Raw genomic sequence first — 18,728 nt, forward strand, 5'->3', positions numbered from 1 at the left:
TATTCCTTTGCGCAACTTTGCGTTATAAATTATAAAATGCTAAATCTGGACCTCGGAGAGGTCCAATAGCTGTAAACAATATAGTAAATACCATTCCGACTTCGGAGAAGTCGTATCAATCAACAATCTCCAAATCTAAAATCAGAACTCTAAAATCGTATATCGTAATTCGTAAATCAAATATTCCTTTGCGCAACTTTTCTTTATAAATTATAAAAGCCAAAATCAGAATTCCAAAATCAGAATTCTCAAATCTCAATTCAAAAATCCCCCAGATTCCCTACCTTTACAACCTATGAGTTCAGAAGACAAACGATTATTTTTATTGGACGCTTATGCGTTGATTTTCCGTGGATATTACGCCTTTATCAAGAATCCGCGCATCAATTCCAAAGGATTCAATACATCGGCCATTATGGGATTCACCAATTCCTTGCTAGATGTAATCAAACGTGAAAAACCCACCCATTTGGCGGTCGTTTTTGATGTCGGAGAAGCCACCGTTCGAACCGTTGATTTCGCCGCTTACAAAGCCAACCGAGAAGAAACGCCCGAAGCCATTCGTTTAGGAGTTCCTTATATCCAAGAAATCTTACGTGCAATGTGCATTCCGGTACTTTTTGCAGAAGGATACGAAGCCGATGATGTCATCGGGACTTTGGCGAAAAAAGCCGAAAAAGAAGGATATACGACCTATATGGTCACGCCCGATAAAGATTTTGCGCAATTGGTTTCAGACAAAATCAAAATGTATCGTCCGCCTGCATTTGGAAAAGGAATCGAGATTTGGGGCGTCGAAGAAGTCAAAGAAAAATTCGAAATCGATGATCCGATGCAAGTCATTGATTATCTAGGGATGATGGGCGATAGCGTCGATAACATTCCTGGATTGCCAGGAGTCGGAGAGAAAACCGCCAAGAAATTCTTGAAAGAATATGGAACACTGGAAAATCTTTTGGCGAATACGCACGAACTCAAAGGAAAACTCAAAGAAAACATCGAAGCCAACAAAGAATTAGGTCTTTTGTCCAAAAAGTTAGCGACCATTTTCACCGATGCACCCGTAGAATTTGACGAAGAAGATTTGGAAATGTGTGCACCTGATGTGGAACGCGTGAAAGAATTGTTCACCGAACTCGAATTCCGTCAGATGTTGGATAATTTCTATCGAACGTTTAATGTCGGAGTTTCGACCGAACAAAAACCACAAACCGTTTCAGAAAAATCCATTCAAGCTTCTTTGTTTGGAGATGAAACCGAAGGCGAATTAGTGGAAGCACCGACAACTTTCCGCGATATCAATTCCTACGATCATTTGTACCAATTGGTAGAAGGAGCGATGGGAAGAAAGTTATTGCTTGACAAATTATTGAAACAAAATGAAGTTTGTTTTGATACGGAAACGACGGGATTGGATGCTTTAACCGCTGAATTGGTCGGGATTTCTTTTAGTTTCGAAGCCGGAAAAGGATATTACATTTCCTTCCCTGAAAATTTCGACGAAGCAAAAGCTTTGATAGAGGAATTTAGACCATTTTTTGAATCCGAATCGGTTTTAAAAATCGGACACAACTTAAAATACGATTACAAAGTTTTACATAAATACGGCATTCAGCCCAAAGGAAAGTCGTTTGACACGATGATTGCGCATTATTTGCTCAATCCCGACATGCGTCATAATATGGACGTTCTTTCTGAAACCTATTTGCATTATCAGCCCATTTCGATTGAATCTTTAATTGGAAAAAAAGGAAAAAATCAATTACAATTCAACCAAGTCGAATTGGAAAAACAAAAGGAATATGCGGTGGAAGATGCTGATGTTACTTTGCAATTGAAAGAATTTTTCGCTCCGCAGTTACCCGCAGTAAATGCGCAAAAATTGATGGAAGATTTGGAAATGCCGTTGATGCAAGTTCTTTCGGAAATGGAAATTGAAGGAATCCGATTGGATACCGATGCTTTGGCGAAACAATCTGAAAAAATCACGGCTGATATTCTGAAATTCGAAAAGAAAATATTTGAAGATGCAGGTGTGGAGTTCAATTTGAATTCGCCGAAACAATTGGGTGAAATTTTATTTGACCATTTGAAATTGGATCCCAAAGCGAAAAAAACCGCAACAGGCCAATATGCAACGGGAGAAGAAATTTTATCCAAAATGCGTGATAAACATCCGGTGATCAATGATATTTTGGAGTACCGTCAATTGCAAAAATTAAAATCGACGTATGTTGATGCCTTGCCAAAGGAAGTTCGTCCCGAAACAGGAAGAGTGCATACGACCTTTAGTCAAACCGTTGCGGCAACAGGTCGTTTAACGTCGGTGAATCCGAATTTGCAAAACATTCCGATTCGTTCGGAGCAAGGTCGCGAAATCCGAAAAGCTTTTGTAGCAAGAGATGAAAATCACGTCTTGGTTTCAGCCGATTATTCGCAAATTGAACTTCGAATCATTGCGGAATTATCCAAAGATCCGATGATGTTGGAATCTTTCCAAAAAGGCGAAGACATTCACAAAGCAACAGCAGCGAAAGTGTTTAATGTCGCTTTGGATGAAGTGACGCGCGAACAACGTAGTCACGCCAAAACCGTCAATTTCGGAATCATTTATGGGGTTTCGGCTTTTGGTTTGAGCGAACAAACAGGACTTTCTCGTTCGGAATCCAAACAATTGATCGATGCCTATTATGAAACCTATCCGGTTTTGAAACAATACATTGAAAGTCAAATTCAAGTAGCACGCGAACAAGGGTATGTGGAAACGATTTTGGGTCGTCGTCGTTATTTGAAAGACATCAATTCCCGAAACGCAGTAGTTCGTGGACACGCCGAGCGAAATTCAGTCAATGCGCCGATTCAAGGAAGCGCAGCCGATATTATCAAAATTGCGATGATTCGTTTACAAGCTATTTTGAAACAAGATTTCCAAGCCAAAATGTTGTTGCAAGTTCACGATGAATTGGTTTTTGATGTGCCAAGAAATGAAGTCGATCGCTTGAAACCAATCATCAAAGAAACAATGGAAAATGCTGTCAATTTAAATGTTCCTTTAGAAGTGGAAATTGGCGTAGGCGATAATTGGTTGGAAGCGCATTAAGAACATAGCTAGAAAAAAATGAAAGCCTTGAAAGTTCAATCTCTCAAGGCTTTTCTGATTTTAAAAAATACCTCAAAATAGGTATTTTATTGATTTGTAAATTAGAATAATTTGGGCATCTAAATCTTATTATATGACTAATGCAGTTAAATTCATACTACTATTCCTTTTGGGTGTATTATGTTTAACTCCTGTTGATGCACAAAATCCAACAACATCCGAAATGGCCCAATTAATTTCGGAAAATAAAACCTGGAAAATTCGTCGAATTGAGGCCGATGGACAAATGTTCAGTGTTCCTGCTGAAATGCAAGGGAAGAAAATGGTTTTTCAGAATGATAAGAACTTTTTCTTCTATCAACCATCTCAATCTGAACCTATTTCAATTATGAATTTTATGTACAATGGAAATACTTTGATTTCCTATTCCAACACGGAATACCATGCGTATGAGGTTCAGTTGGGCGATGTGGTTACACAAATAAAATTAAGGGAATTGTCAGATCCCGTGGGTGCATTTTATGTTTGGGAACCCGCTGATGAAGAAGCGACTGATCAGTATAATTTTTTACAACCCAATCAATCAAATTCCTTTTATAATGGTACAACCAAAGCGAATGATTTGATTAAAAAAATCAATTCGAAAATGAAAATCGCAGAAGGAAATTTCTTCTTTTATGAATCGGGTGAAATTCCCATTGTTGTTCAAAAACATGAGATTAGTTTAGACAAAAGTTTAGGAGTCAAAATTTCCTATGTACTGAGTAAGAAAGAAGATGGGAAATTGCCAACTTATTATTCGTTTACTTTCTCACCTAAAGACATAAAAGAGGTTATCGATTTAGGAACACATAAAGATTCACCATTGGGAATTGCACGAGTGAAATTTTATGCTCACACAGGTTTTCGGTCAGATTATACCACCAAAGACGATTTAGAAAAATCAGGAGTAAATTATGTGAATGTTTATTTTTTAAATATCAGGGAAAATAGTTTCCAAGAAATGAAAGATTACCTTTTGGCTCTCAAAAAGGAAAATGAGGAACATCCAGGGAAATTAGATCAATTTTTTGACCATGTTACTACCGATACATTTTGGGAATCTTATGAAGGAACTTCCAATAAATATACGCTTATAAATGGTGGTGTTCTTTCCAACACTCATTTTTATTTGACTTATAAAAGAAATCAAATAAAATCGGATGGTAAAAATTCGGAAAACGGTTATTTGGTAAAAATTCCTGCAAGTTCTATTCTTTATTTTCAAAAGCCAGAAGCAAATAAAGCAGATCCCTTCACCAAATTTCCCATGATGAAAGATATAGGTGTTGAATATTATCAATATGATGATGAATCGGAAGAATTTAAACCGGTTGGGAATTATGGTATGAGATTTCCGATCTTTATGGAATTAGATGAGGAAGATGATAGTTTGATTACTTGGATTAAATATTTATTTGAACATCTAAAATATTAATCGAAAAGTAAAAGCCTTGTCAAAGCAAATTCTTGACAAGGCTTTTTTTACCCTAAAAAATGAAAAATTATTTCAAATAGTCTGGTAATTCCATCGGAACTTCCATCAATAAAATTTCTGCGTTTTCGGTTGCTTCAAGTGTAAACGAATTCGTGTCCCAAATTCCAAAACCATCTCGACTATCCAAAACTTGATCGCCAATTTTCGCTGATCCATTTAGGACAAATACATAGACACCATTTCCTTCTTTTTTTAAGGAATATTCTTTGGAAAATCCTTTGTCAAATTTCGCTAAATGAAACCAAGCATCTTGGTGAATCCATACACCTTCTTCATTTGGGTTAGGCGATACGATTTGTTGGAAATCGTTTCTTTTTTCTCCGTCTTGAATACTCGTTTGTTCGGCTCTTGGTGCAACACCCACTTCTCTTGGGAAAACCCAAATCTGCAAGAATTTCACATCTTGGTCTTTGTTGTGGTTGTATTCGCTGTGTTGAACACCCGTTCCAGCACTCATCACTTGAATTTCTCCTTTTTGAATGACACCTTTTACTCCGGTTGAATCTTGGTGTTCCAAAGCTCCTTCGAAAGGAATCGAAATAATTTCCATATCACGATGCGGATGAGCGCCGAAGCCCATTCCACCTTTTACTATATCGTCGTTCAATACACGCAAAACCCCAAAACTCATTCGGTTTGGATCTTGGTATCCGGCAAAACTAAAGGTATGATGAGAATCTAACCATCCGTGGTTGGCGTGTCCTCGACTGTTGGCTGGGTGAAAAATCGTTTTCATAATAGTCTCTTATATTTTTCTTCCTACAAAGTTCGGCAAAAACCAGTGCTTAGGCATTGATTTAGGATATGTTCGGAAAGGGTTTAGAGTGCTTAATTATTATGAACAATTAATTGAAACATTAAGAAATTAAGTTTTTTAAGTGACCTAAATATCGTAAATTAAAGTCCCTAAACTTACTTAAATTAGAATTTTTAACAAATGAAACCTTAAGAAATTAAGGAGGTTAAGTTGTTGATTCAAAATTATTTTTGATCTTATTTTCTTTATTATTCTTAATGCCTTAATGGTTTAAAAATATCAATCCTAAATAATTCAAATGAACCATTAAGAAAATATAGATGGTTAAGTTTTTAAGTCAAAAATATTTAGATCTTATTTTTCTTTATAATTTTTAGGACCTTACTGGTTAAAAAAGAATTCCGACATTTTGTCAGCGTGACTTCTCTTGGTATTTATTTTGTCTAAAGCAATTCAATTAAAATCGAAATAAAATGACAAAAGGAAGTATTAATGTATCGGTGGAAAATATTTTCCCCTTAATTAAGAAGTTCTTATATAGCGACCACGAAATCTTTTTACGCGAATTGATTTCAAACGCAACAGACGCAACCTTGAAATTAAAACATTTGACCAACATCGGTGAAGCCAAAGTTGAATACGGCAATCCGAAAATCGAAGTCAAAATCAACAAAGAAAACAACACACTTCACATCATTGACCAAGGAATTGGGATGACAGCGGAAGAAGTGGAAAAATACATCAATCAAGTAGCCTTTTCAGGTGCTGAAGAATTCCTAAATAAATACCAAGATTCAGCGAAAGAATCGGGAATTATCGGTCATTTCGGTTTAGGTTTTTATTCGGCATTTATGGTGGCTGACAAAGTCGAAATCATCACGAAATCCTACAAAGATGAGCCTGCGGCGAAATGGACTTGTGATGGAAGCCCAGAATTTACCTTAGAAGCGCATGATAAAACCGAACGTGGAACGGAAATCATCTTGCATATTTCAGAGGATTCAAGAGAGTTTTTGGAAGAATTTAGAATCCGTGAATTGTTGAACAAATACAACAAATTCATGCCAATTCCAATTAAATTTGGAACGAAAACAGAAACCCTTCCATTGCCTGAAGATGCGGCAGAAGACGCAAAGCCGGAAACAATCGAAGTGGATAACATCATCAACAATCCAACTCCAGCTTGGACCAAAAATCCAACAGAATTGACCAAAGAGGATTACTTAAATTTCTACCGTGAATTGTATCCAACTCAGTTCGAAGAACCGCTTTTCTGGATTCATTTGAACGTGGATTATCCGTTTAACTTAACCGGAATTTTGTTTTTCCCACGTTTAGGAAACAACATTAATATCGACAAAGACAAAATCCAATTGTACCAAAATCAAGTGTACGTTACCGATGAGGTAAAAGGAATTGTGCCAGATTTCTTGATGTTGTTGCGTGGAGTTATTGACTCGCCAGATATTCCGTTGAACGTATCGCGTTCGTATTTACAAGCCGATGGTGCGGTGAAGAAAATTTCGCAATACATCACAAGAAAAGTGGCCGATAAGATGAATTCTTTGTTGAAAGAAGATCGTGAAGAATTCGAGAAAAAATGGAACGATATCAAAGTGGTTTTGGAATACGGAGTTGTTTCGGAAGAAAAATTTGCGGAGAAAGCAGACAAATTTATGTTGTTCCCAAATGTGGACGAAACCTATTTCACTTGGGAAGAATTCAACGAGAAATTCAAAGAAATCCAAACGGATAAAGACGGAAATTTTGTCGTATTGTACGCTACGGATAAAAACCAACAAGATTCCTACATACAATCAGCAAAAGAAAAAGGTTACGAAGTCTTGTTGCTAGATTCCCCGATTGCGCCGCATTTTATTCAGAAATTAGAATATTCAAAAGAAAAAGTAACCTTTGCGCGTGTTGATGCGGATCACATCAATAATTTGATCAAAAAAGACGAGCCAATTGTAGCGCGTTTATCGGACGAACAAAAAGAAACCTTGAAAAAGGAAATTTCGGAAACCATCGATTCCAAAACCTACACCGTTCAATTGGAAGATTTGAGTTTGACCGATGCGCCGTTTATGATTACACAACCGGAATTTATGCGTCGTATGAAAGAAATGCAGCAAACAGGTGGTGGCGGAATGTTCGGAATGGGTAATTTCCCAGAAATGTACAATTTGGTGGTGAATGCAAATTCTGATTTGGCAAACGAAATTTTGAACAAACCAGAAGAAGAGAAAAAAGTCTTGATCAATCAAGCATTGGACTTAGCGAAATTATCTCAAAACTTATTGACCGGTAAAGAATTAACCGATTTTATCAAACGTAGTTTTGAGAGTTTGAAATAAACTTTGTACACATTATTTAGTGAATGAAAAACGCTGTCCAATTCAATTGGACAGCGTTTTTTGTTATTCGATGAATTGCTCTTCGAATTTAATTTTTCTTTTTTTAGTTAAATCAGGAACTAAAACTGGAGTTGGAATGAAGCTGAAAACTTCAAATTTCTTTTCGGTTTTTGCTTCATATTCATAACCTTCTTTATCTACAAAATAGTAGTAACCATCTCGTTCTACTTTTGCGAAACCTGTTTCGTGATTAAAATAAAATTTTTCTGCATAGATTGCTGGAATTATAACGCCATCGATGTTTGCATAACCATATTTGTCATTTAAAACCGTGCTGAAAGAATTGTTAAAACCATATCTGAACTCATCGTAAATCACAGGAACTGTTATTTCGCCCGAAGTGTTTATGATGCCAATTTTATCGTTGGTTTTGGCTAAATAATAAGCGGCGTTTTCGTTGGTGAAAGTTAATGTTAATTCATCATAGGTAGGTTCGCTAACTTCTAATCCTTCGAAATTAACTAACCCTAATTTTCCATTATTTTTCACAATGGCAGTTTGGTCGTAAAACGTTTTGGTGAATTCGTATTTGGGTTCAATTACGATATTTTCTTGGGAATCTTTATAACCCCATTTTCCGTTTGAGAAATAAGGTCGAGGTTGTAAATATTGGTTTGATTTTATGAAAATATAAGGCGTTTCCCAAGTTTTTGAATCACTAAGAATGAAAAGATTTCCACTTCTTTCATAAAAATTCATTAAGACTAAATTTCCATTTTCATCTTTTCCAATACGTATTCGATCAATTTGAATGGTGCTGAATAAAACAGGAATTATTAATTGTTTCTTATTGAAATAGACTTCAAAAAATCGTTTTTTAAGTTTTCCTTCCAAAATTAATTCTTTTTGAATATAGCCTTCATTAGTTAAATCAGTATATTCAATTTTTACTTTATTGTCGCCTAAGTATTTGATAGTGAAAAAATCAGATTCAATTCCAAGGTTGAATAACAAAGTAGCATTATAGGGATTTTCTTGTTTTTTAGTCGGAATAGAATAGCCATAATATTCTCCATCGATTTCTGAGAATGAATGTTCGAATTTAGAAAATTCTTTGGTTCGATTGAATTGATACGTGCCGCAAGAATGTAATAATAACGAACTAACCAATAGGATGAAAAAAGCAAAAAATGGTTTCACATTAAAATGTATTAGGTTGAAGTTACTATCAAATATACATTTTTTAGGGTATTCAATTTGTGAAATAAAAAATGGAAGCCGATTTGACTTCCATTTGATTTATTATTTGAGATGCATTACAAATTCTTCAAAATCTCGTGAAATACCGTTTGAGCTGAATAAATTCGATTGGTTGCTTCTGGAATTACAATCGAATGTTCAGAATCCAACACTTCATCCGAAACCACCACATTTCGACGAACGGGTAAACAATGCATAAATTTTCCGTTGTTGGTCAATTTCATTTTGTCCATCGTGACTTGCCAATCCTTTTCTTGCGGTATGATTTGTCCATAATCTTCAAAACTTGACCAGTTTTTTGCATAGATGAAATCCGCATCTTTGAACGCTTCTTCTTGATCGTATGCAATTTTTGCGCCTTCTGTAAATGCTGAGTTTAATTCATAACCTTTCGGCTGAACTACTGTAAAATCAACCCAATCGATTTTGGAAAACCATTGCGCAAACGAATTCGGAACGGCTTGAGGCAAACGTCTCGGATGAGGTGCCCAGGTCATCACAACTTTAACCTTTTTATCAAAAGTTTGATTCGGTTTGTAACCCGAATATTCCGCTACCGTAATTAAGTCGGCAAAGGATTGCAACGGATGCAAAGTTGCACTTTCCAAGCTCACAACAGGAACCGACGAAAGTTCTTTTACTTTGTTGAACATTACTTCGTTGTAATCTTCGTCACGATCTTCCAATTTCGGGAAAGTTCGCACGCCCAAAATATCGCAATACGCACTCATCACGCCAATTGCTTCTTTGATGTGTTCTTGCGTATCGCCATTCATCACAGTTCCATCGGCCATTTCCAAGGTCCAAGAATCTGCTCCAGCGTTCAAAACCCAACAATTCGCACCTAAATTGTAAGTAGCTTTTACGCTACTTAATCGTGTGCGTAGACTTGGGTTAAAGAACAACAATCCAATGGTTTTGTTCTTGCCTACTTCTTGTTGCCCAAAGGGATTGGCTTTGATTTCCAATGCCGTATTTAGTAATTCTGTATAATTTTTTACGTCCTTAAACGAAATGAAATTTTTCATTATGTGTTTGTATTTAGAACCTTGTCAAGGTTTATCATCGGTGTGAAAATATCCTTGACAAGGTTGATGAGATTATTTTTTAGTTCGGTATTCGTTCCAAGATTTAATTTCCAAATCTTCCAAAGTCAAATTCGTAAATGCATTGATGAACGCACTTGCCAATCGCGCATTGGTCACCAATGGAATGTTGAAATCGACTGCTGTACGACGAATTTTGTAATCGTTGTCCAATTCGGCTTTGGTTAAATTCTTCGGAATATTGATCACCATATCGATTTTTTTGTTCTGTAAATACGACAAAACATTCGGTTCTTTTTCGTCACTTGGCCAATAAACCAAAGTCGAATACACATCGTTTTCGGTGAAGAATTTATGCGTTCCTTCGGTTGCATAGATTTTGTGTCCTTTTTGGATTAATTGTTTTGCTGCACTTAATAAAGCAACTTTGGATTCAATCGGTCCACCCGAAATCAAAACAGTTTTTTCTGGAATTTTATAACCAACCGAAAGCATTGATTTCAACAAAGCTTCTTCCGCAGTCGTTCCGATACATCCAACTTCGCCCGTCGAAGACATATCGACCGATAAAACAGGATCGGCTCCAGCCAAACGTGTGAAAGAGAATTGTGAGGCTTTTACGCCCACATAATCCAAATCATACACGATTTCCGAATGGCCTTTTTCAACATCTAATCCCAACAAAACTTTGGTTGCTTTTTCGATTAAATTATTACCCGAAACTTTTGATACAAATGGGAAGGAACGCGAAGCTCTGATGTTGCATTCAATCACGCGAACTGCATTGTTTTTGGACAAAAACTGAATGTTCATCGGACCCGAAATTTCAAATCGTTTCGCAATTTTTTCAGCAACTTTTCGCATCTGACGAATCGTTTCGATGTACACTTTTTGTGGCGGATAATACATCGTTGCATCGCCTGAGTGAACCCCCGCAAATTCCACGTGTTCAGAAATCGCATAATCCACAATCTCACCATTTTTCACCACCGCATCCAATTCGATTTCTTTGGCGCCTTGCACGAATTCCGAAACGACAATCGGATAATCTGGCGAAACTTCTTTTGCTAATTGCAAGAAAGCATCCAATTCTTCTTTGTTGGAAACGACGTTCATCGCAGCGCCAGACAAAACATACGAAGGACGAATCAAAACTGGGAATCCAACTTCGTTGACAAATTCGTGAACGGCTTGAAGGGAAGAAAGTTCTTTCCATCTTGGTTGATCGATGCCCAATTCATCCAAAATCGCAGAGAATTTATGTCGGTTTTCGGCATCGTCAATTCGAAGTGGTGAAGTTCCCAGAATCGGCATGTTTTCATCGTATAATTTCATCGCTAAATTGTTCGGAATTTGTCCGCCCGTCGATAAAATTGTTCCACTTGGTTTTTCAAATTCCAAGATATCCATCACGCGTTCAAAAGATAATTCTTCAAAATACAATCGATCCGAAATATCGTAATCCGTTGAAACTGTTTCCGGATTATAGTTGATGATAATGGTTTTATAACCTTCTTTGGAAGCGGTTTGTGCAGCGTTTACGCCACACCAATCAAATTCAACCGAAGAACCAATTCGGTAAACGCCCGAACCTAAAATACAAACGGATTTTTCGGTTTCCGGTTGTAAGTCGTTTTCGGTTCCGTGATAAGTCAAATATAAATAATTCGTTTGCGCTGGAAACTCTGCCGCAAGTGTATCGATTTGTTTAATGACAGGAAAAATTCCGTAGTTTTTACGCAAAGCACGAACGGTTAATTCGCTTCGATGAACACTTTGTGAACCTTTGATTAAAACACCAATTTGTTGATCCGAGAAACCTAATTTTTTTGCTTTTGCTAATAAATTTGGATCCAATTGTTCGAATCGAATTAGTTCTTCCAATTCAACCGAAGTTTTGTAAATGTTTTCCAATCGTTGCAAGAACCACAAATCGATTTTGGTCAATTCGTGAATTTGTTCGATTGAATAGCCCGCTTTAAATGCTTCCGTCAAAGCATACAAACGTTCATCATTCGGTTCAGACAACCACGTATCCAATTCATCACCTTCCGGAATCGTGAAATTATTCGCCACAAAACCTCGGTGACCGATGTCCAACATTCGGATTCCTTTTTGGATGGCTTCTTCAAACGAACGACCGACCGCCATCACTTCACCCACGGATTTCATTGCAGAACCGATGTTTCTGCGAACGCCATAGAATTTGTTCAAATCCCAACGAGGCAATTTCACCACACAATAATCAAGCGCCGGTTCAAACATCGCAGAAGTCGTTTGGGTAACGCTATTTTTGAGTTCGTAAAGATTATAACCCAAAGCCAATTTCGCAGCAACAAAAGCCAATGGATAACCGGTTGCTTTGGATGCAAGCGCCGAGGAGCGCGACAAACGTGCATTTACCTCAATCACACGGTATTCTTCGTTGTTGGGATTGAGCGCATATTGAATGTTGCATTCACCCACGACGCCTAAATGACGAATGGTTCGGATGGCGATTTCTCTTAATTTATGGTATTCGGAATTGGTCAAGGTTTGAGAAGGTGCGACCACAATTGATTCACCCGTGTGGATTCCAATCGGATCAAAATTCTCCATATTACAAACCGTGATGCAGTTGTCCTCGGCATCACGAACGACTTCGTATTCGACTTCTTTCCAGCCTTTCAGCGATTCTTCGACCAAAATTTGAGAAGAATAATTAAAGGCTTTTTCGGCCAATTCACGTAATTCTTGTTCGTTGTTGGCAAAGCCAGAACCCAAACCACCTAATGCATAGGCAGCGCGAACGATCAGTGGGAAACCGATTTCATTTCCAGCACGCAAGGCATCTTCGATGGTTTCGACCGCTTCACTACGAGCCGTTTTGACATCGATTTGGTTTAATTTTTCGATGAAAATATCACGGTCTTCGGTAGCTTCGATGACGGAAATCGGTGTTCCCAAAACGCGAACATTGTATTTGTCGAAGATTTTATTTTTGTTTAATTCTACCGCACAATTCAATGCCGTTTGTCCTCCAAAAGCTACCAAAACACCGTCCGGTTTTTCTTTTTGGATTACTTTTTCCACAAAATAGGGCGTGACCGGTAAGAAATAAACTTCGTCTGCAATGTTTTCGGAAGTTTGAACCGTTGCAATGTTTGGATTGATTAAAACGGTTTGAATTCCTTCTTCTTTTAAGGCTTTCAACGCTTGTGAACCTGAATAATCAAATTCGCCCGCTTCACCGATTTTCAGTGCGCCCGATCCAAGAACTAATACTTTTTTTATTGCTGAAATCATTTTGTGTGATTTGTTTTTTAATTATTATTTTGACCGCTGAGGTCGCTGAGATTAGGCAAAGAGCACAGAGAAATTATAAGTTATTTACAACTCTTTTTATACCATCTTTAATTCGAAATGTGTTGAAATTCATTAGTAAGCCTAATTTGAATTCGTCTAATTTTACATCTTTAAAAATCAAGAGCATTGGTTTTTCTTTTGCCACATATAAGCCATTTTGAACCATTTCGTAATACAAACATTCTTTGTAGGCACTTTCTAACAATCCTGGACCCAATATGGTATGAACATTTATGGAGGATTCGATGATTTTGGTTGCAATTTCGTTTTCCATTGGTTTAAAGATAAAGTTGTTCTCAGCGTTCTTTGCGAGTTCTTTTTTTCTTTGCGGTTAAATTCTTATGCGATTACTTGAGTTTTATATTTCTTAACTTCCTTGATGAATTCATCAAATAAGAATTCGGTGTCAACAGGACCGCCCATTGCTTCTGGGTGAAATTGAACCGTGAAAAATGGTTTTTCTTTGTGACGAATTCCTTCACAAGTTCCATCGTTTAAGTTCGTGAAAAATGTTTCCCAACCTGCTGGAAGTTTACTGTCATCCAAGGCAAATCCGTGGTTTTGAGAAGTGATGAAACACTTTTTTGTTCCCGTCATTTGGACCGGTTGATTGTGCGAACGATGACCGTATTTTAACTTGAACGTTTCTGCTCCAGCTGCTAATCCGACCAATTGGTTTCCTAAACAAATTCCAAAAATAGGTTTGTCTTCTTGCAAAGATTTTTGGATGTTTTGAATGGTTACATCGCATTTTACTGGATCACCAGGTCCGTTGGAAATGAACAATCCATCGTAATCTAATTTCGAGTAATCATAATCCCAAGGCACTCGAATCACTTCCACGCCGCGTTTGGTAAAACAACGGATGATGTTGTTTTTTACACCGCAATCGATCAAAACGATTTTGGTTTCTGCACCTTCGTTGTAGCGTTTTACTTCTTTAGTGGAAACTTGATCGACCAAATTATCTTCGTTGGGATCGTAAAATTCGATGGTTTCATCGGCTTGAATTTTCCCTAAAGTTGAACCTTGTTCACGTAATTTTTTGGTGATCATTCGCGTATCAACTCCGTAAATACCAGGTATATTATGTTGTTTTAACCATTGGTCTAAATTTTCAAATCCGTTCCAGTGGCTGAATTCATCTGAGTAATAGGAAACAACCAATCCAGTAACTTGAATTTTATTGGATTCTACGAATGCTTCGATTTCGTCGATGATTTCTTTTTCATTGGGAACACCGTAATTTCCTACAATCGGAAAGGTCATCACCATTATTTGTCCTTTGTAGGAAGGATCCGTTAAGCTTTCCGGATAGCCAACCATCGCTGTGTTGAATACAACTTCACCAGCTGCGGAAGTATAGGCTCCGAACGAGTTTCCTTCGATTTCAACTCCGTCTTGGAAGATTAATTTTACTTTTTTCATTTTGTGTGTTATGTGTGGTGCGTTTTGAATGATCACTGCTAAATTTAACTTACGAATGTGAAACTATTTCTTCTTCTAAAGCTTGCAAGAATTTATCGGCAAATGCTTTGTTCATCGTCAATGGAGGCAATAATCGTATGATGTTTGACTTTGCGTTTCCTACAAAAATTCGGTGTTTGTGCAACAAATTTTTTCGTAGTTCATCTACTGGAAATTCAAATTCAATTCCGATCATTAAGCCACGTCCACGAATTTCTTTGATACGTTGGTAGCGATTCAAAGCACGCGAAATGTAATAACCCATTTCATCTGCTTTTTGAATTAAATTTTCTTGTTCAATCACTTCTAAAACGGCGTTTGCAGCGGCGCAAGCCAAGTGATTTCCTCCGAAAGTCGTGCCCAATAAACCGTGTGAAGCTTGGAATTCAGGCGAAATTAAAATTCCACCAATTGGTAATCCATTGCCCATTCCTTTTGCTATCGTGATGATGTCCGCTTGGATGTTGGAATGTTGGTGCGCAAAGAATTTTCCCGTTCTTCCGTATCCAGATTGAACTTCGTCAGCAATCAAAACCACATTGTTTGCCGTACAGATTTCGCGAAGTTTTTGAACGAATTCATCGGTTGGTAAAATAATTCCACCAACGCCTTGGATGGGTTCGTAAATAACCGCAGCCACTTCCTTTTCGTGGATGATTTTTTGAATTTCTTCCAAATCATATTCGACAAACGAAACGGAATGCTTTGCATTGAATGGCGCAACAATTTTTGGATTATCGGTCAAAGCAACCGCTCCGGAAGTTCTTCCATGAAAAGCACCTTTGAAAGCGATGATATGATCTTTTCCGGTATGAAACGAAGCAAGTTTTAGCGCATTTTCGTTGGCTTCAGCGCCTGAGTTACACAAGAATAATTTGTAGTCGTTGTAACCTGAAATGCGCGTTAAGTTTTCGGCTAATTGTTCTTGAATCGGATTTTGAACGGAGTTCGAATAAAAGCCAATTTTTTGAATTTGTTCTTGAATGGCTTTCACATAATGCGGATGCGAATGCCCGATGGAAATCACTGCGTGACCACCATAAAAGTCTAAATATTCGGTTCCGTTTTCATCCCAAAGAATACAATCTTTGGCTTTCACCGGTGTTATGTTGTTAAGTGGATATACGTCGAATAGTTTCATTATTTCTATTGTATTTTTTAGATTTCTCATTTCGTTACCTCATTCGAAATGACAACCTTGTCATTCTGAAAGTAGCGAAGCGAAGTGAAGAATCTTTTTATCATTATTAATTAAAAAGCATTTGGTTTCAGATTCAATCCCAAAGTTTCCTCGAAGCCAAACATCAAATTCATATTTTGAACGGCTTGTCCCGAAGCGCCTTTGGTTAAATTGTCGATGATGCTCGTAATCAAAACCACATCTTTTTGTTTTTGAATGTGAAGCAAACATTTGTTGGTATTGACAACTTGTTTCAAGGCGATTGGTTCGTCAGAAATATGCGTAAACGGATGATTTTTGTAAAATGCTTGATAGATTTCTTTCAATTCTGATTCTTGCAAATTCGTTTTGACATAAACTCCTGCCAAAATTCCTCTTGTAAAATCTCCTCTTGTCGGCAAGAAATAAAATCCTTGCTTGCTGTTCAGGGTTTGAATGATTTCTGCTTCGTGTTGATGCGAAAATTCTTTGTAAAACGAAACGTTGTTGTTTCGCCAACTAAAGTGCGTAGAAGGCGAAAGGCTTTGTCCTGCGCCCGTTGAACCCGTAATCGCATTCACGTGAATGTCATTTTGAATCAACTCTTTTTCGGCTAAAGGCAAAAGTGCCAATTGAATCGCTGTGGCAAAACAACCCGGATTGGCAATGTTTTGAGCGGATTTTATTTGTTCGCGATTGACTTCTGGTAAACCATAGACAAATTCTCTGTTATCAAATGTATGCAGAGGTTGTACACGGAAATCATTGCTCAAATCAATGATTTTTGTATTGGAATTGAATGAATTATTTTCTAAAAATTCGGCTGATTTTCCGTGACCTAAACACAAGAAAATCACATCTGCGTTGGCATCAATTTCATTTGAGAAAACTAAATCCGTTTCGCCGATCAAATCATCGTGAACTTTCGAAATAGGATTTCCAGCATTGGACGTACTGTAAATAGAAGTAATTTCAACCATTGGATGATGGATCAAAATTCGAAGCAATTCACCCGCTGTATATCCGGCGCCACCGACGATGCAAACTTTTATTTTTTGTTCCATATTAGTTTTCGAAAGAGTGATATATTTTCAATTGATTTCCGAAAATCTTGATGAATCCGCGCGCATCGCGACCATCCCAAGCGTCCATATCTTCGCCGTAGGTAGCGACTTTGGATTGCATCATATCATATGGTGATTCAATACCGATTAAGTCAAATCGATACGGATGTAAAGTCAAAATTACTTTTCCAGTAACGTGATTTTGTGAAGATTCCAAGAAAGCTTCGATGTCACGCATCACAGGATCTAAATATTGTGCTTCGTGCAACAAAGTTCCATACCAATTTGCCAAGGAATCTTTGTGCAACAATTGCCATCTCGTCAACGTATGTTTTTCCAACAAATGATGTGCTTTGATGATCATGGTTGCTGCTGGCGCTTCAAATCCGACGCGTCCTTTGATTCCCAAAATCGTATCACCAACGTGTGTGTCGCGTCCGATTGCATAACTTCCGCCGATTTTATTGAGTTCCTGAATTAAATCAATAGGATTCATTTCGATTCCATTTAAACTGGTTGGAATTCCTTTGGTGAAACCAATTTCCACAGTGGTGGGTTCCGTTTGGGAAAGTTGAGTCGGATAAGCTTCTTCCGGTAAGGTTTGGTGAGAAGTTAAGGTTTCAACTCCTCCAACTGAAGTTCCCCAAATTCCTACGTTGATCGAATATTTCGCTTTTTCCCAACTGTATTGAATTCCTTGCGAAACCAAATAATCGACTTCTTCTTGACGTGTTAATCGTTCGTCACGAATTGGTGTGATGATTTGCGCTTTTGGAGCGATTACAGCAAATGCAGTATCAAATCGGATTTGGTCATTTCCGGCTCCGGTTGATCCGTGAACGATGTATTCCGCATCCACTTGTTTGGCATATTCCGCAATTGCAATCGATTGAAACATACGTTCCGCGCTTACAGAAAGTGGATAGGTGTTGTTTTTGAGAACGTTTCCGAAAATTAAATAACGAAGACAATCGTAAAAATACTTTTGGGTAATGTCGATGGTTTCGTGGTGTGAAGAGCCTAATTCGTACGCTCTTTTTTCAATTTCTATGATTTCTTCAGGGCTAAATCCGCCGGTGTTGACTATGACGGTATGGACTTCGAAGTCTTGTTCTCGGGTTAAATTTACTAAACAATACGACGTGTCTAAACCGCCACTGTAGGCAAGAACTGCTTTTTTCTTCATGATTGGACTTTGATATTGGGTATAATTTTATGTGTAAATTCTATGATGGATTCTTGGTTGTGATTTTCTTTCAAAGCAATGAAGATTGTATCATCTCCGGCGATGGTTCCCATTATGTCAGAATGGGGTGTTTGGTCGATTTCCAATGCGATTCGAGTTGCAAATCCGGGTTGTGTTTTCAATACGGCCAGATTACCTGAAAATGCAATTGTGTCCATGGCACTTGAAAAATCCTGGGATTCATTTTCGGTTAATTGGTAAATGTATTCACCTTTTGAATTAGGGATTTTGGATATTTTTAGTTCGCGAAAGTCACGAGACAAAGTAGCTTGGGTAATAGAGATATCTTCCTTCGTTAAAAGTTTGATGAGGTCTTCTTGACTATTAATTTCATTTTTTGAAATGATTTCTTTTATAACGCCTTGTCTGTATAATTTTTCGCTCATAATG

General features: G+C 37.5%; 13 protein-coding genes. 3 read left to right on the top strand and 10 right to left on the bottom strand.

Annotated elements, in window-relative coordinates; genetic code table 11:
• The first annotated feature begins 295 nt into the window (after positions 1 to 295).
• Positions 296 to 3,100, top strand: a complete 2,805-nt coding sequence (gene polA / locus ABID46_RS11695) for a DNA polymerase I (RefSeq protein ID WP_354510307.1) — start codon at positions 296 to 298, stop codon at positions 3,098 to 3,100.
• Between the two features lie 133 nt (positions 3,101 to 3,233).
• Positions 3,234 to 4,577: a hypothetical protein gene (locus ABID46_RS11700; RefSeq protein ID WP_354510309.1), complete on the top strand. Its 1,344-nt coding sequence runs from the start codon at positions 3,234 to 3,236 to the stop codon at positions 4,575 to 4,577.
• Positions 4,578 to 4,644: 67 nt separating this feature from the next.
• Here the strand turns inward: ABID46_RS11700 and ABID46_RS11705 are convergent, their stop codons facing one another.
• A complete protein-coding gene (locus ABID46_RS11705; RefSeq protein ID WP_354510310.1) occupies positions 4,645 to 5,373 on the bottom strand; it encodes a pirin family protein in 729 nt (242 codons plus the stop codon).
• A gap of 494 nt (positions 5,374 to 5,867) precedes the next feature.
• Between ABID46_RS11705 and htpG the strand changes: the two genes are divergently transcribed.
• Positions 5,868 to 7,751 carry a molecular chaperone HtpG gene (gene htpG, locus ABID46_RS11710; RefSeq protein ID WP_354510312.1) on the top strand — a complete coding sequence of 628 codons (1,884 nt, stop codon included), beginning with the start codon at positions 5,868 to 5,870 and terminating at the stop codon, positions 7,749 to 7,751.
• A 63-nt stretch (positions 7,752 to 7,814) separates the two neighbouring features.
• Here the strand turns inward: htpG and ABID46_RS11715 are convergent, their stop codons facing one another.
• The 9 genes from ABID46_RS11715 to ABID46_RS11755 form a co-directional block, all read right to left on the bottom strand.
• Complete coding sequence (locus ABID46_RS11715) at positions 7,815 to 8,951, bottom strand: WG repeat-containing protein (RefSeq protein WP_354510314.1); 1,137 nt, start codon at positions 8,949 to 8,951, stop codon at positions 7,815 to 7,817.
• A 116-nt stretch (positions 8,952 to 9,067) separates the two neighbouring features.
• Positions 9,068 to 10,039 carry an N-acetylornithine carbamoyltransferase gene (locus tag ABID46_RS11720; RefSeq protein ID WP_354510316.1) on the bottom strand — a complete coding sequence of 324 codons (972 nt, stop codon included), beginning with the start codon at positions 10,037 to 10,039 and terminating at the stop codon, positions 9,068 to 9,070.
• 72 nt (positions 10,040 to 10,111) lie between these two features.
• Positions 10,112 to 13,342, bottom strand: a complete 3,231-nt coding sequence (gene carB / locus ABID46_RS11725) for a carbamoyl-phosphate synthase (glutamine-hydrolyzing) large subunit (RefSeq protein ID WP_354510318.1) — start codon at positions 13,340 to 13,342, stop codon at positions 10,112 to 10,114.
• 73 nt (positions 13,343 to 13,415) lie between these two features.
• Complete coding sequence (locus ABID46_RS11730; RefSeq protein WP_354510320.1) at positions 13,416 to 13,676, bottom strand: GxxExxY protein; 261 nt, start codon at positions 13,674 to 13,676, stop codon at positions 13,416 to 13,418.
• Positions 13,677 to 13,741: 65 nt separating this feature from the next.
• The gene (gene carA, locus ABID46_RS11735; protein ID WP_354510321.1) at positions 13,742 to 14,830 is read right to left on the bottom strand and encodes a glutamine-hydrolyzing carbamoyl-phosphate synthase small subunit; all 1,089 of its coding nucleotides are present in this window, start codon (positions 14,828 to 14,830) and stop codon (positions 13,742 to 13,744) included.
• 49 nt (positions 14,831 to 14,879) lie between these two features.
• A complete protein-coding gene (locus ABID46_RS11740; RefSeq protein ID WP_354510322.1) occupies positions 14,880 to 16,010 on the bottom strand; it encodes an aspartate aminotransferase family protein in 1,131 nt (376 codons plus the stop codon).
• Positions 16,011 to 16,120: 110 nt separating this feature from the next.
• Positions 16,121 to 17,092, bottom strand: coding sequence for an N-acetyl-gamma-glutamyl-phosphate reductase (argC, locus tag ABID46_RS11745; protein ID WP_354510324.1), 972 nt, complete (start codon positions 17,090 to 17,092; stop codon positions 16,121 to 16,123).
• Between the two features lies 1 nt (position 17,093).
• On the bottom strand, positions 17,094 to 18,278 hold the full coding sequence (gene argG / locus ABID46_RS11750) for an argininosuccinate synthase (protein ID WP_354510325.1): 1,185 nt from the start codon (positions 18,276 to 18,278) through the stop codon (positions 17,094 to 17,096).
• A complete protein-coding gene (locus tag ABID46_RS11755) occupies positions 18,275 to 18,724 on the bottom strand; it encodes an arginine repressor (RefSeq protein ID WP_354510327.1) in 450 nt (149 codons plus the stop codon). The genes argG and ABID46_RS11755 overlap by 4 nt, the downstream gene beginning before the upstream one ends.
• Between the last annotated feature and the right edge of the window lie 4 nt (positions 18,725 to 18,728).

Source organism: Moheibacter stercoris (assembly GCF_040545805.1).
In the GTDB taxonomy this organism is placed as follows: Bacteria; Bacteroidota; Bacteroidia; order Flavobacteriales; family Weeksellaceae; genus Moheibacter; species Moheibacter stercoris.

Coding starts and splice junctions, on each gene's coding strand:
- carB (WP_354510318.1), bottom strand. CDS start 13,342: ATGATTTCAGCAATAAAAAAAGTATTAGTTCTTGGATCGGGCGCACTG.
- htpG (WP_354510312.1), top strand. CDS start 5,868: ATGACAAAAGGAAGTATTAATGTATCGGTGGAAAATATTTTCCCCTTA.
- ABID46_RS11740 (WP_354510322.1), bottom strand. CDS start 16,010: ATGAAACTATTCGACGTATATCCACTTAACAACATAACACCGGTGAAA.
- ABID46_RS11755 (WP_354510327.1), bottom strand. CDS start 18,724: ATGAGCGAAAAATTATACAGACAAGGCGTTATAAAAGAAATCATTTCA.
- carA (WP_354510321.1), bottom strand. CDS start 14,830: ATGAAAAAAGTAAAATTAATCTTCCAAGACGGAGTTGAAATCGAAGGA.
- argG (WP_354510325.1), bottom strand. CDS start 18,278: ATGAAGAAAAAAGCAGTTCTTGCCTACAGTGGCGGTTTAGACACGTCG.
- ABID46_RS11720 (WP_354510316.1), bottom strand. CDS start 10,039: ATGAAAAATTTCATTTCGTTTAAGGACGTAAAAAATTATACAGAATTA.
- ABID46_RS11700 (WP_354510309.1), top strand. CDS start 3,234: ATGACTAATGCAGTTAAATTCATACTACTATTCCTTTTGGGTGTATTA.
- polA (WP_354510307.1), top strand. CDS start 296: ATGAGTTCAGAAGACAAACGATTATTTTTATTGGACGCTTATGCGTTG.
- ABID46_RS11705 (WP_354510310.1), bottom strand. CDS start 5,373: ATGAAAACGATTTTTCACCCAGCCAACAGTCGAGGACACGCCAACCAC.
- ABID46_RS11730 (WP_354510320.1), bottom strand. CDS start 13,676: ATGGAAAACGAAATTGCAACCAAAATCATCGAATCCTCCATAAATGTT.
- argC (WP_354510324.1), bottom strand. CDS start 17,092: ATGGAACAAAAAATAAAAGTTTGCATCGTCGGTGGCGCCGGATATACA.